The sequence below is a fragment of the Henriciella aquimarina genome (assembly GCF_002088975.1).
GTDB classification, from domain to species: Bacteria; Pseudomonadota; Alphaproteobacteria; order Caulobacterales; family Hyphomonadaceae; genus Henriciella; species Henriciella aquimarina.
Window position 1 is genome coordinate 1 of sequence record NZ_NCST01000114.1, and the last position, 13,087, is coordinate 13,087.

The following is a 13,087-nucleotide window of genomic DNA, read 5'->3' on the forward strand; positions in this document are numbered from 1 at the left end:
TGTCAACGGCGGAGTAAAACCCGACCAAAGGGCGGCGCAAAAGTAGGCCACTTTGGGGTTGGGCGTGAAGGGCGCATAGAGCGCTGGCGGCCAGTCGACCGCGCTCCCCAAATAGCTGGCGGTTGACTGGCCGCCTTGGCCCGTGAGGGCCAAGTCATGGATTGTCGGTCAGGAGGTTTTGGTGGCTTTTCGCGCCTGGCTTTGGGCCAGGCGATAACTTTCGCCGTTCATCTCGAGGATGTTGACGTGGTGGGTCAGCCGGTCGAGGAGCGCCCCGGTCAGGCGCTCGGTTCCGAAGGTCTCCGTCCATTCATCGAAGGGCAAGTTGCTCGTGATCAGCGTAGCCCCGCGCTCGTAGCGCTGCGAGATCAATTCAAAGAGCAGCTCGGCCCCGGTTTTGGAGAGAGGGACGAAGCCCAATTCGTCGATGATCAGCAGCTTGGCGTTGGCCATCTGTTTTTGGACCCGCAGCAGGCGACGCTCGTCGCGCGCCTCCATCAGTTCGTTGACCAAGGCCGCGGCGGTGGTGAAGCTGACCGTCATCCCTTTCTGGCAAGCAGCGAGCCCCAGGCCGAGGGCGACGTGGGTTTTGCCGGTGCCGCTTGGGCCGAGGGCGATCACGTTCTCGCGCCGTTCGATCCAGTCGCAGCGCGCCAGTTCCAGCACCTGCATCTTGTTGAGCTTGGGGATTGCCTTGAAGTCGAAGCTGTCGAGGCTTTTGGTGGCCGGGAACTTGGCCGCCTTGATGCGGCGCTCGACCATCCGTCGCTCGCGATCGATCAGCTCCAGTTCGACCAGGCGCGTCAGGAACTGGACATGGTCCAAGCCCTCGGCGGCGCATTGGCGCGCCACCTTCTGATACTCACGCAGGAATGTCGGAAGCTTCAGCCTCTTGAGGTGATGCTCCAGCAGGATTTCGGGGGCATGGGTCATTCCGCAGCCTCCGACATCAGGGACATGTAGCTGGCCGCTGAGGTCGTCTCGACCCGCGCCCGTGGCAGGTAGGGGTACACGTCGAGGTCGAGCCGTGGTGGCCGCTTCTCGACCTGACACAGAACCAGATGCTTCACAGCATCAAAGCCGACCGCGCCCATCTTCAGGGCCTGCTTTACGGCGGCGTGTAGCTCCTCCATGCCGAAGGTCTCCAGAAGACGCAGCACCTGGACATACTCGCGGCGCCCTATCTTCAGCATGCGCGCTTCCATCAGGCGGCGCAGCGTGTCGAACTCTTTTGGCAAGTCCCACTCCGCAAGGGGCGCAGCCTGATCCAAAGCATTGATCTTGCGTTCGATCAGCGGGAGGTAGTGGATCGGATCGAACACCATGTCCTCGCGCGCGTAGCACCGCGGATGGCGTGCGATCACGTCCCCACGGCAGCCAATCACCACCTGATCGACATAGGCCCGCACCCACACATCCTGATGGCCATAGGCCACGGGGACCGAGTAATCGTTGGTGTTGTAGCGGACCAAAGACTGGGAGCTCACCCGGCCGCTGGCCTGTGCGCAGGCCTCAAAGGGGGCGGCTGGCAAGGGGCGCATCTCGGCCAGATCCCGCTGCAGGCGCGCGCCGATCATCTCCGTGTGCCCACGCAAGGTGTCGCCCTGACGGGCACGGCACTGCTCTTCAAGGTAGGCGTTGAAGCTCTCCCAATCCGGGAAGTGGGGGATCGGCACCATGTGGTTGCGGCGCACGTAGCCCACCATCCCCTCGACATTGCCCTTGTCATTCCCTTTGCCCGGCCGCCCGTAGCGGTCTCGGAACAGGTAGTGCGACAGCAATCCGCTGAACTGCGTCGCGCGGACCCGTGTCCCATCCGGCTGGATCTTCGAGACCAGGCAACGGTCGTTGTCATAGAGAACCGACAGAGGCACCCCGCCAAAGAAGGCAAAGGCATGCACATGCCCGTCCATCCAGGCCTCCGCCGTCGCCGCCGGATAGGCCCGCACGAAGTAGGCATCGCTGTGCGGCAAATCCAGGACGAAGAAGTGGGCCTTTTGTTCGACACCCCCGATCACAACCAACGCTTCGCCAAAATCGGCTTGCGCATGGCCCGGCGGATGCGCCAGCGGCACGAACATCTCACGGGTGCGTCGTTCACGCTGCCGAACGTAGTCCTTGATAATCGTATAGCCGCCGGTGAACTCGTGTTCCGCCTTGAGCCGCTCGTGGATCCGCTTCGCTGTGTGGCGCTGCTTGCGAGGCAACTTCTTGTCCTCTTCAAGCCAGCCGTCGATGATCTCGCTGAACCCATCAAGCTTGGGACGCTTGATCTCCTTCGTGCGCCGGTATCCCGGCGGCGATGAGAACGCCAACATCTTGCGAACGCTGTCGCGCGATATGTTGAAATGGCGCGCCAGATCCCGCTGGCTCATCCCCTCGCTGCGCGCCAGCCTGACCTTCAGATAAAGTTCCACGGTGTAAATCTCCTCGCCCTCCCTGCTGCCGCAAGAAGGGAAAAAGTGGACGACTTTTACGCCGCCCGCACCGCCAATACGACGGCGCTACCGTGGTCTAATTTTGCACCGCCGTTCTCACTCGTGAGCGGGCGAATGTCGCGCCCATTATTGATCGTCGTCGCTGCGACCAGCTGACCGTCCGCAAAGTGAAGGGCGGTGCGGCCGTTGGGGCTGTCACGCCAGAGCGTGAGGTCTGCGGTCTCCGAGAGACCGACAACCTGGAGGTTCACATCATACTGATCGGTCCAGAACCACGGCACCTCACGATAGCCGTCATCGATCCCAAGCATGGCCCGCCCGACATGCGCTCCGTGGCGCCCGGCATGCTGCCAGGATTCCACCCGCATCGGGCGCGCATAGGACGGGTGCGGAAACCGCGCGACATCGCCTGCCGCAAACAGCCCCTCAACCGTCGTGCGTCCGCATTCATCGACAACGATACCGTCATCCGTCGCACACCCGGCCGCCTCGGCCAGTTCGCTATTCGGCGAAACACCAATGGCCACCAGGACGAGATCAGCCTCAAGGAAGCTCCCGTCACCGAGCTCGACGCCCTTCTCGGTGCAATTCACCTTTTCGCCAAGACGAAATTCGACGCCATTGCGCTGGTGCAAATCCAGGAGAAAGTCTGAGACTTCCGGTGTAACGGCGCGCGACATGAGCCGGTCCGCCATGTCCAGGACGGTGACCTGCTTGCCCTGCGCGCTGAGGAAACTCGCCACTTCAAGCCCGATAATCCCCCCACCAACGATGGCGATCTTGTCGAGACTCTCGATCTTGCCGTGCAACGACAGACAATCGTTAAACGTCCGCAGATAGTACAGCCCCTCTGTTGGCTGCGGCAGACGCCGGGCACGGGCGCCAGTTGCGAACATCAGCTTATCGTAGGAGAGGCTGGCAACCTCGCCTTTGCTCTCCAGGGTCACGGTATCCGCCGAGGCATCTATGCCAGTGACCCGTGTGTCGGACAGAAGCTGGATGCGATTGTCCTCATACCATTCCTGCGGCTGGATAGGGCGCACGGCCGCCTCCCCCTCATACAGCATTTCCTTGGAGAGGGGCGGACGTTCATACGGGGGTACAGGCTCATCGTTGACGATAACGACCTCGCCCTCATAGCCATCCTCACGGATTGCGCTTGCTGCGGCAATGCCGGCTTCGCCAGCGCCCACAATAACGATCCGTCCGTTTGAACTCATGTCTTTAGCCCTTGTCGCCGGATTGCAGCCTGCACGTGGCAGGTCCCTAGGCCTTGCCCGGCCCAACCACCGGATTGCGCATGGTTCCGATCCCTTCGGCAAACGTCTCCAGCACGTCACCATCCTTCATGAAGATCGGCGGATTGTGCGCAAAGCCGACCCCGGAGGGCGAGCCCGTCGTGAGAATGTCGCCCGGCTGAAAGATAAACCACTGCGAGAAGTATGAGATCACGTGCGCCAGCCGGAAGATCAGATTGTCGGTATTCGCCGATTGCATCTGCTTTCCATTCAGCCGGCTGCCGATATTGACGGCATGCGGATCGGGGATCTCGTCCTTGGTTGTAACGACCGGGCCGACCGGGCAGAAAGTCGGAAACTGCTTGCGCAGGATATTCCGCGAATTCAGATCGCAGCTTTCCTTGTGGGTGCCCACACCCCGCAAGGATTCGATCCAGGCCGCCGCTTCCAGCCGGTCCGATACGTCGTTGATCATCGTGTAGCCACCGACATACGCCATCGCCTCGTCCTGCGAGACATTATGGCAGGGCCGGCTGAAGACACAGGAGAACTCGCTCTCAAAGTCGATCATGTCCGGCGACGTTGCCGGGATCTGGATTGCATCGAACGGCCCGATCACCGAGTTGACCGTTTTCTGGAAGCCTGCCGGCTCCTTCGGAAGCTCAACCTTCATCTCTTCCATATGGTCGCGATAGGCCGATCCGGTGGAGAAGATAAAGCGGGGCATGACCGGAGGCGCAAGCGAGGTCGTATCGGCCGGCGCCAGGGCCTTGGCTTCGGAAAGCCTGCCTTTGACCCCACCCTTGTCTGTCTCGACATCCTCGATCAGTGCCTTGACCGCCTTATGCTGTGCTCCGGCGTCATCCAGCAAATCCGTCGTCGATGTGACGGGCTCCGTCAGAAGCTTTTGCTCGGATGCGATTGCAAGATCGAGGAATTCGCCGGTCGACAGCTGAACGGCAGGCCGAAGGCCGGAAGCGGTTCTGAGAGTCGCGATCTTCATGTCTAAACCACCTTCTTTGTCGGGAAGCTGGGGCCCGAAGCGGAATCGTCCTGCTTCGGGCCTCAGTATGTATGCAGTCAGACCTTAGAAGGAGATACCCAGTTCAAGGCCGACATTCCGCGGATCACCCGGCACGCCATAGGCATACCCCGTAACCGGCGACGTGCTGTTATTGCCCAGGAGTGCCCAGTATTCCTCATCAAACAGGTTGGTCGCGTAGAGAGACAGGCTCAGATCGCCCCGCTCATAAGTGATACGACCGTTGATGATCGTATACCCCTTGGCACGGTCCAGCTCGCTGTTTGTCGCGGAATAAGAGACATCCGAGCGGTATGAACCATCCAGACGCGTCCGGATGAGAGAATCCGGCGTCAGGTCGAAGGTGTGCTCGATCCCGCCCGACACTGTCCACTCAGCCGCATAAGGCAGTCGGTTGCCCTCGACGATGCCGACAAGAGCGGCACCAGGCTTAACTTCTTCCAGCTCGGTATCGAGATAGCCCACACCGAGATTGGCCCGGATGCTGCGCGTCACCTGAGCGTCAAGCTCAACTTCCGCACCGCGCGTGTAGGCCGAGCCACCGTTGAAGGTGAAGATCGAAGCGCCTTCGCGGGCAAGCAGGTGGATGTCCTCATAATTGTTGTCGAACAGGGCCACATTCAGGCGAACACGGTTGTCCAGTAGCTCGGTCTTGGCACCGATCTCGACGGAATCGACCGTTTCCGGGTCGAATGTGTCTTCGTCGGACGGAGCCGGACGGATGTTGAAACCGCCAGACTTGAAGCCCTGGGAATACTTCGCATACAGCAGGACATTGTTGTTCAGCTGATAATCGATCCCGACACTCGGGGTGTACTGCCCCCAGCCATCATCGTCCTGACGATCCATCAAGGTCACGATCGGCGTATCCAGACTGATGTCCGTATAGCGCGTCGTCATACGGCCAATATCCTTGGTTTCGTATGAATAGCGCAGCGCCGCGTTGAGCGAGATGCGATCGGTCAGATCATAGTCGCCGTTCACGAACACACCGAAGCTTTCGCCTTCCTGGTCGATATTCTGGACCTGGATCGTCCCGCCGGAAAGCGTGTTCGGCGCCGCGGTAGCATCAACCGTCAGGACCTGCTCGTTTTCTTCCTTGAGATAGTAGACGCCCGTGATCCAGTTAAACCGGTCCTCGAAGAGCGCACCACTCAGCTGGAATTCCTGGCTGAACTGGTTCTGGTCGACATACGCCCTTTGCTCGGCAATAGAGGCATCGATGCCGTCATAGTCCATGCCGGTATCCTGCTCGAGGGTCCGGTAGGCTGTGATCGACTTCAGGTCCACGCCACCAAAGCTGAATTCCGAGGTCAGCGAGACACCATTGCTCGTGATCTCGTCCGGCGCCCGGTATTGCGAATACAGGTCATCGAAGCTGCCGAGATTTTCGCGCTGCTCGTCCGAGAGGAAATCGTCCGTCGGCGTGCCCGGACCAACCCCACGCAGGATGACCGGCTGGGACGTGCCCGTCTTGTGGCTTTGGTCGCCACGCAGCAGGAAGGACACATCGCTGTTCGGCGTATAGAGAATCGAGCCGCGGCCAGCAAGAAGCTCACGGTCGCCAAACCGACCGACGCTCATGCCGAGAGGCGACGCATCGTCCGGGTCTGCTTTGGACGACATGAAGCCTTCCTGCGTCAGGCCGACAACTGAGCCGCCGATATAGAGCTTGTCGTCGACAAGCTCGCGGTTGAACGCGAACTCGCCGCGCATCCCGTTACGGGATGAAACGCCGATCTTGCCCTTGGTCTGTTCCGGGGCATCCGGACGGCGCGTAACGAAGTTGATGAGACCGCCCACGGCGTTCTTGCCGTAGAGCGTGCCCTGCGGGCCACGCAGAACCTCGACCCGGTCGAGATCCACGAACTCCAGATTCGCACCCTGCGTCCGGGCATAATAGACACCGTCGATATAAAGGGCGACGCCCGGGTCGACGTTGACCGTATAGTCACCCTGGCCAACACCGCGCAGGAAGAACTGGCCGGCACCGCCGCCCGTCCCCGATTTCGCGCTGACCATGGACGGCACATATTGCGCCATGTCCTGCAGGTTTGTGAGCGAGCGGTCTTCAAGAGCGCTGCTATCAAGCGCCGTCACCGCAACCGGTGTATTCTGAAGGCTTTCTTCGCGGCGCCGCGCGGTAACAGTCACCTGCCCCAGACGCGCCACACTATCTTCCTGGCCAGCCGTCTCGGTCTGGGCCGTTGCCTCGGCTTGGGCCGCAGCTGCTGCATCATCATTTTGAGCATTCGCTTGCGGCGCAAACATGAGGCCAAGCGCGAGCACAGCCATGCTCGCATTCACTCTATAATCCATTTACTCCTCCCGTTGGTGAGCCGGCGCTATCTAGCGACCGGTCCGATGCACGCGCACTGGCTCCAAACCAGCTGCCCAAGGCCCATAGGCCATGCATGCGCCTCGGTCATAAGGCGGCATCGTGGAAGTTGGATAATGGCGACATTCAGATTTTGCACTGGCTGCGGACTTGATAGTCCGCATTCGGATTTTGAATAATGCTTGGAGGGCTTGCCCGTTTCTCTTATAAGCCTCCATCAGAAAAGGCCCGGTCAGGTGACCGGGCCCTTCAAATAGAGAAACAACGCCTGTCGCCTCGCAGGCAAAGCGCTCACTGGCCTAGTTCTGCGGCTCCTCGATGAGCTTCGGCTGTCCGGGGGCTGGCGCATCGATATCAACGAAAATATCGACCTGCAGCGGCTCACCCGGCGCCTGGGCGTATTGCTCGAAATCGCTCACGCCGGCTTCGGCCAGGACATCATCGTCGAGCATGAACCGGCCGGTATACTCCCGCGAGGGCTGAGCCAGGATAGCATGGGCCGCGTCCGCCATGATCTCGGGACGGCGCGAGCGCCGCACCATTGTCTCGCCGCCCAACGCAAATTCCACGGCCGCTGTGGCGATCGTCGTGCGCGGCCACAGGCAGTTGCATGCAATGCCATCCTCGCGGAATTCCTCCGCCATGCCGAACATCACCATCGACATGCCGTATTTCGACATGGTGTAGGGCAGATGCTGGGCAAACCAGTCGGCCCGCATGGTCATAGGCGGCGACAGGGTCAGGATATGCGGATTGTCGCTTTTACGCAGGTGAGGCACGCAGGCGCGCGATGTGAGAAATGTGCCACGGACATTGATCTGCTGAATCAGGTCGAAGCGCTTGGTCTCGATGGCCTCACTCGGCGAGAGATTGATCGCAGAGGCATTGTTCACGCAGACATCGATGCCCCCGAACGTCTCAGCCGTCTTCTCGATGGCCGCCTGGACCATCGATTCATCCCGCACATCCATCACCAGCGGAAGCGCGCGCCCGCCAGCCGCCTCGATCTGCTCGGCAGCGGTATGGATCGTGCCCGGCAGCTTCGGGTGCGGCTCGGCTGTCTTCGCCGCGATTGCGACGTTCGCCCCGTCTCGTGCCGCCCGCAGCGCAATCGCCAAGCCTATCCCCCGGCTGCCGCCGGTCACGAAAACTGTCTTGCCTTGGAGTGTCATCGGCCTCAGATCCTTCAAACAATCGGGAACGCCGTGGCCGGGACTCCCCTCACGCCATCGCCCCCTTAACGGTGATCGACATCACCTATATCCGCTCTGTCGCTTTATCCTGCCGCGTCGGGTTGAGTTTCCGGCCGCGTGTCGTTGAACGCCGCCAGTTCGAAACAATTCGCTTCGATCTCTTTGATCCGCTCTGGAATGGGCGCCTCAAAGCGACGCGCATTGGCCAGTTGCGGGACCAGCACGATATCGGCAAGCGTTGGTGCATCACCGAAACAGAACCGCGACTTCGTATCGGGCAGGAGCTGCGCACTCGCTTTCAGCCCCTCCTCCACGGTACTCTTGGCCCACTCAGCCCGCGCCTCGTCGCCTGCCAGCTTACCGACCTGCTTCAGGACCCTCAGGTTCTGAACCGGGTGAAGATCGCACGCGATCGACAGGGCGAAAGCATTGATATGGGCGCGTTCGACCGGTGAGCCCGGCAGCAGCGCCGGATCCGGATAGGCCTCGTCCAGATACTGGATGATGGCCACGGACTGGGTCAGAACGTTTCCGTCATCCAGAACCAGGGCCGGCAGAAGGCCCTGGGGATTGAGCTTGAGATAATCCGGGCTCGTCTGATCGCCGCTCCGCAGATTCTGGAACACCGGCTCATAGGCGAGCCCCTTGAGCGCAAGGGCAATGCGGACCCGCCAACTGGCCGTCGAGCGATGATAGGTATGCAGGATCATTGGGCCGGGCCACCAATCGTGACATCAAGCGACGACAGACCATCGATCTCGACGCGGAGATGGTCGCCTTCCACCACCGGGCCAACACCGGCCGGTGTGCCCGTATAGATCAGATCACCCGGTTCGATCCGGTAAAGCTTCGACAGGAAGGACACGATATCGGCGACCGGCCAGATCAGCTGGTCCAGATCGGCATCCTGTTTGACTTCATCGTTCACGAGCATACGGATCGCGCCCTTGTTCATGGGCCCCGTTTCGCTTGCCGGCTTGATCAGGCCAAGCGGCGAGCTGGCCTCGACATTCTTGCCGGTGTCCCACGGCCGGCCGGACTTGCGCGCCTCGAGCTGAAGGTCCCGGCGCGTCATATCCAGGCCCGTCGCATAACCGAAGATGTGGTCATGCGCTTCGCTCGTCGACAGGTTCCGCCCGCTCTTGCCAATCGCGGCAACGAGCTCGGCCTCATAATGAAAGTCCGACGTGCTCTGCGGATACGGAACAACCGAGCCGCTCGGCACGACGGTTTCCGACCATTTGGTGAAGAAGAACGGCGGCTCGCGATCGGGGTCGCGCCCCATTTCGCGCGCATGGGCGGCATAGTTGCGGCCAACACAGAAGACGCGACGGACAGGAAAGCCGCTCTCGCTGTTCTCAACGGCTGCGATAACTGGCTGGGGAACAGCAAAGCTGACACTCATTCTTTAATCTCCCGATACAGGTTAAGTTTTTCCTGCGCGATACGGTCCGAGAAGCCGAAGAGCGCAAGGTCCCGGTCGGCCTTCAATTGCAGACGCGACCATGAAGGCACGACGAAGATGTCACCTTCTTCAAGCTTGTGCTCTACCTCATCGACCAGGGCGACACCCGTGCCGCCGGTCACGACATAAACCGAGCCGTCCGTGGACCGTCTCGCGCGCGTTTCGAAACCGGCAGGCAGCAGGCGCACATGCGCAGAGATGGTCGGCATGACCGCCCCGCCATCCGCCGGATTGATGAATTCCAGGGCGTGCCCGAGATGCGGGTCCGGCTTTTCGGCGCCGGCCAGCTCGTTCAGGCTCTCGCGCCACTCCTTATACGGATAGTGGAAAAGCGGCACACCTTCCGGCCGCCGATCAGCACTCGACCCACGGAAGGGCCGAAGGTTGCGGCCATACCGCCACATGCTGTCATCAGCCTCGACCGTCTCGGGGTGAACATCCTCGCCCAGCTTCTCCGCGAAGCTTGCGTCGAAATGCCGGACGGTCGGGATGTCCAGACCATCGAGCCAGATCATGTTCTGATCAGACGGATTTCCGTGATCGTGCCATTGCCCACCCGGCGTCAGGACCAGGTCATACTTGTGCATGATGGCCTTCTCGCCATCGACCGCCGTGAAGGCGCCATCGCCTTCCATCACGAAGCGCAGCGCGCACTGGCTGTGGCGGTGGCAAGGCGCGACTTCACCCGGCAGGATCAGCTGAAGCCCGGCATAGAGGCTGGACGTGATGCCCGAGCTTCCCTTCAGACCGGGATTCTCCAGAATGAGAACACGGCGTTCGGCGTCTTTCGCACTGATCAGATCCCCGGCCCGCAACAGATAATCGCGCACTTCCGGAAAAGACCAGCGGACCGATTCCGCCGAACCTTGCGGTGTCGGCGTGACGAGCGATGCGAGGACCTCCCAGAGCGGGTAAAGATCCTTCGGGGCCATCTCGTCATAAAGGTCCTGAAGCAGTTCAGAGCTTTCGTTTGGAATGTGGCTCATTCAAGCCTCCTCGGACTCCACTTGAACATGGACGACACCATTGTCGACCTTCACGGGAAAGCTGCGGATCGCCTCCGTACAGGGGGCACCTGTGGGCTCGCCCGTGCGGATGTCGAACGTTCCCTGATGAAGGGGGCATTCGATCGTGTACTCTTCCAGATAGCCATCTGACAGGTTCGCCTGCCCGTGGCTGCAGATGTTCGCCGTGGCGAAGAACTCGTCCTGATAGCGATAGATGGCGAGCCGATGCGGACCGGCCTGGGCCGGCACCACATCTTCATCCTCGACATCATCGACGTTAACCGTCGGTATCCAAGTCATATATGCTCCACTCGTTCAGGCCGGGTAGATCAGGCTGTTTAGGATCATTTCCGAGTCGAAAACGACGTCCCGCCGCTTCAGCAGCAGTTTCGATTCCGACCGCGTCAAACGATCATAGCAACGCCCGCAAAGGACGATCTCACTCGGCTGGTCGACCAGTGTCTGGACCATGAGAAGATTGTGCTCGACGGGGATCTCATCGCCCTCGGCCGCCCGGATCTTCAGCGGCCCGGGGAACCGGCGATAATAGCGCGGCGCATAGACCTGCGTCTTGATCAGGCCCATGACGCGGTCGCGCAGCATGCCACGGCTCTCTGCGCCCAAGGTCGCCAGCCGGAAGTTCCGCTCGTAATTTTCCCGAGGAATGATCCGGTAGACGCAGTCCTCGACGAAGAATTCCGGCCAGTCCTCAAGCTGCAACTTGTCCAGCGCTTCATAATAGTCGCTGTAGAAGTCCTCGATCTCCTGACGGGTGACTTCGATTTTTGTGCCTGTCTCAGCCATGATCGTCATACCCCATCACTTTGCGCCAATAGCTGTACATGCCGCGGATGGCGGCTTCGGTGACCATATGGTCGGTCGGCTCGGAATCGTATCCGCCCATCGTCGTGAGAGCGGCCTCATCTTCGGACCCCTCGAAGCCCTGCTGACCGAACTCGATCACCTCGCCATCATCGGCGGAGACAAAGCCTGCCGGACCGAAAAGGTTCGCCTGGCGCGTCCGGCGCGTTTTCATTTCTTCGGTATCGTCGGCATACGTCCAGTGGGTCCAGTGGAAGTCGAAGCTGCCCGCGCCGGTCGGAACGATCTGGCGGGTGGTCAGCGAGTTGACTTGCTGCTGCAGGATCACACTCGGGAAGATCGTGATCATCCCGACGGTCTCCTCACCGGGAAACTCCTGAACGACATCCAGGATACGCGGATCCTGAAGATCCAGGTCCCCCTGGAAGTTACGCATGTCGCCCGTGACGTCATTCTTTTCCTTGTCGCCCTTGCGGCTGATCAGAATGCCGTGACGGCCTGTCTCGTCGATATCGACAGCAGACTTCTGGTCAGCCCGGAACAGGCCGAAGGTGACGAAAAAGACGTGCAGGAGGCTGGCATGGTAAGGATCCTTGATATTCTCCTGCATCAGCTTCCAGTTGCCGGGAATGCGCTGGCGGTTGTAGCCGAGCACTTCAAGCGGGCGCCCGTCATAGACGCGTGTATAATGCTTCCAGAACTTCTCGCCCAGATACTCCCGGAACGGTGGCGTTTCGTCGGAGAAGCTTGCCCAGACAACGCCGTTGACTTCCTCGACCTTGAGCTTGTTCAGGCCATGCTGGGACGGATCGAAGTCCTTCGGCATGCCACCCTGCTTGCGCACGCCGCGCCGGAAGGGCACGCCCATCAGATCACCCTTCAGGTCATAGACCCACTGGTGATAGGGGCACAGCAGATCGGCCTTGTTGCCGAAACGCTCCTGGCAGAACTTGACGCCACGGTGCGCGCACCGGTTCTCGACGACGCTGATCGTGTCCTCGTCGGAGCGAACCATGATGACCGGCCGCTCGCCCAGGATCGTGGTCTTGAAATCACCGACATTCGGAACCTCGCACGCCAAGCCAGCATACAGCCAGTGCGGTCCGTACCAAATCTTTTCGAGCTCTTGCTTGTAGACGTCGGGGTCCGTGTACACCCAGTAAGGGACTTTACCGCCCGGCTCGCCCGGCCATTTGCGCATCTGGCTGGTCATAGCTCAGGCCCTCCTCTTATAAAAATTCCATTTCTTACACATGCTTAGGTCCCTCCCAATTCTGTAAGCCGGATGCCCTCTTTCTGTAACGCCTGCGGTTGCATGCGGATCGCGAAACTTCGCGACCGCCGCCCGACAGGCATCATGGAGCAATCCTCACAGTGACCCTTGTGTGGATCGGTCGCACTATAATCACGTGACCATAATTTGCATGGATCATATGAATTATAGTCCGCATTCCACTTCCGTATATTGTGATCTGCCGCACCGCGGCGCACAGCGCGCGCGAGCACCTCTCCACCGCGGCGGTTCACAGGCGCGAGCGGCCCGC

Annotated in this window: 12 protein-coding genes; all 12 read right to left on the minus strand. The window is 60.5% G+C overall.

Annotation, left to right across the window (positions count from 1 at the left end; all coding sequences use genetic code 11):
- Window positions 1-168: 168 nt before the first annotated feature.
- A complete protein-coding gene (istB, locus tag B8784_RS17260; protein WP_084396756.1) occupies window positions 169-933 on the minus strand; it encodes an IS21-like element helper ATPase IstB in 765 nt (254 codons plus the stop codon).
- Complete coding sequence (gene istA / locus B8784_RS17265) at window positions 930-2,417, minus strand: IS21 family transposase (protein ID WP_169712612.1); 1,488 nt, start codon at window positions 2,415-2,417, stop codon at window positions 930-932. Before istA ends, istB begins: the two co-directional genes overlap by 4 nt.
- Window positions 2,418-2,473: 56 nt before the next feature.
- Window positions 2,474-3,658: an NAD(P)/FAD-dependent oxidoreductase gene (locus B8784_RS17270; RefSeq protein WP_158085733.1), complete on the minus strand. Its 1,185-nt coding sequence runs from the start codon at window positions 3,656-3,658 to the stop codon at window positions 2,474-2,476.
- A 46-nt stretch (window positions 3,659-3,704) separates the two neighbouring features.
- Entirely contained in the window at window positions 3,705-4,679 is a 975-nt protein-coding gene (locus B8784_RS17275) for a fumarylacetoacetate hydrolase family protein (RefSeq protein WP_084399137.1), read from the minus strand.
- 84 nt (window positions 4,680-4,763) lie between these two features.
- A complete protein-coding gene (locus B8784_RS17280) occupies window positions 4,764-7,037 on the minus strand; it encodes a TonB-dependent receptor (RefSeq protein WP_084399138.1) in 2,274 nt (757 codons plus the stop codon).
- 318 nt (window positions 7,038-7,355) lie between these two features.
- A complete protein-coding gene (locus B8784_RS17285) occupies window positions 7,356-8,228 on the minus strand; it encodes an SDR family oxidoreductase (RefSeq protein WP_084399139.1) in 873 nt (290 codons plus the stop codon).
- 104 nt (window positions 8,229-8,332) lie between these two features.
- The gene (maiA, locus tag B8784_RS17290) at window positions 8,333-8,959 is read right to left on the minus strand and encodes a maleylacetoacetate isomerase (protein WP_084399140.1); all 627 of its coding nucleotides are present in this window, start codon (window positions 8,957-8,959) and stop codon (window positions 8,333-8,335) included.
- The gene (locus B8784_RS17295; RefSeq protein WP_084399141.1) at window positions 8,956-9,654 is read right to left on the minus strand and encodes a fumarylacetoacetate hydrolase family protein; all 699 of its coding nucleotides are present in this window, start codon (window positions 9,652-9,654) and stop codon (window positions 8,956-8,958) included. The genes maiA and B8784_RS17295 overlap by 4 nt, the downstream gene beginning before the upstream one ends.
- Window positions 9,651-10,700, minus strand: coding sequence for a gentisate 1,2-dioxygenase (gene gtdA, locus B8784_RS17300; RefSeq protein WP_084399142.1), 1,050 nt, complete (start codon window positions 10,698-10,700; stop codon window positions 9,651-9,653). Before gtdA ends, B8784_RS17295 begins: the two co-directional genes overlap by 4 nt.
- Window positions 10,701-11,021, minus strand: coding sequence for a non-heme iron oxygenase ferredoxin subunit (locus B8784_RS17305; RefSeq protein ID WP_084399143.1), 321 nt, complete (start codon window positions 11,019-11,021; stop codon window positions 10,701-10,703).
- A gap of 15 nt (window positions 11,022-11,036) precedes the next feature.
- Window positions 11,037-11,525 carry an aromatic-ring-hydroxylating dioxygenase subunit beta gene (locus tag B8784_RS17310; RefSeq protein ID WP_084399165.1) on the minus strand — a complete coding sequence of 163 codons (489 nt, stop codon included), beginning with the start codon at window positions 11,523-11,525 and terminating at the stop codon, window positions 11,037-11,039.
- Complete coding sequence (locus B8784_RS17315) at window positions 11,518-12,756, minus strand: aromatic ring-hydroxylating dioxygenase subunit alpha (protein WP_084399144.1); 1,239 nt, start codon at window positions 12,754-12,756, stop codon at window positions 11,518-11,520. The genes B8784_RS17310 and B8784_RS17315 overlap by 8 nt, the downstream gene beginning before the upstream one ends.
- Window positions 12,757-13,087 lie beyond the last annotated feature (331 nt).

Bases quoted from the DNA above. Each gene is read 5' to 3' on its own strand.
- B8784_RS17280 (WP_084399138.1), bottom strand. From the start codon at position 7,037: ATGGATTATAGAGTGAATGCGAGCATGGCTGTGCTCGCGCTTGGCCTC.
- B8784_RS17305 (WP_084399143.1), bottom strand. From the start codon at position 11,021: ATGACTTGGATACCGACGGTTAACGTCGATGATGTCGAGGATGAAGAT.
- B8784_RS17270 (WP_158085733.1), bottom strand. From the start codon at position 3,658: ATGAGTTCAAACGGACGGATCGTTATTGTGGGCGCTGGCGAAGCCGGC.
- B8784_RS17295 (WP_084399141.1), bottom strand. From the start codon at position 9,654: ATGAGTGTCAGCTTTGCTGTTCCCCAGCCAGTTATCGCAGCCGTTGAG.
- B8784_RS17315 (WP_084399144.1), bottom strand. From the start codon at position 12,756: ATGACCAGCCAGATGCGCAAATGGCCGGGCGAGCCGGGCGGTAAAGTC.
- maiA (WP_084399140.1), bottom strand. From the start codon at position 8,959: ATGATCCTGCATACCTATCATCGCTCGACGGCCAGTTGGCGGGTCCGC.
- istB (WP_084396756.1), bottom strand. From the start codon at position 933: ATGACCCATGCCCCCGAAATCCTGCTGGAGCATCACCTCAAGAGGCTG.
- B8784_RS17275 (WP_084399137.1), bottom strand. From the start codon at position 4,679: ATGAAGATCGCGACTCTCAGAACCGCTTCCGGCCTTCGGCCTGCCGTT.
- B8784_RS17285 (WP_084399139.1), bottom strand. From the start codon at position 8,228: ATGACACTCCAAGGCAAGACAGTTTTCGTGACCGGCGGCAGCCGGGGG.
- B8784_RS17310 (WP_084399165.1), bottom strand. From the start codon at position 11,525: ATGGCTGAGACAGGCACAAAAATCGAAGTCACCCGTCAGGAGATCGAG.
- gtdA (WP_084399142.1), bottom strand. From the start codon at position 10,700: ATGAGCCACATTCCAAACGAAAGCTCTGAACTGCTTCAGGACCTTTAT.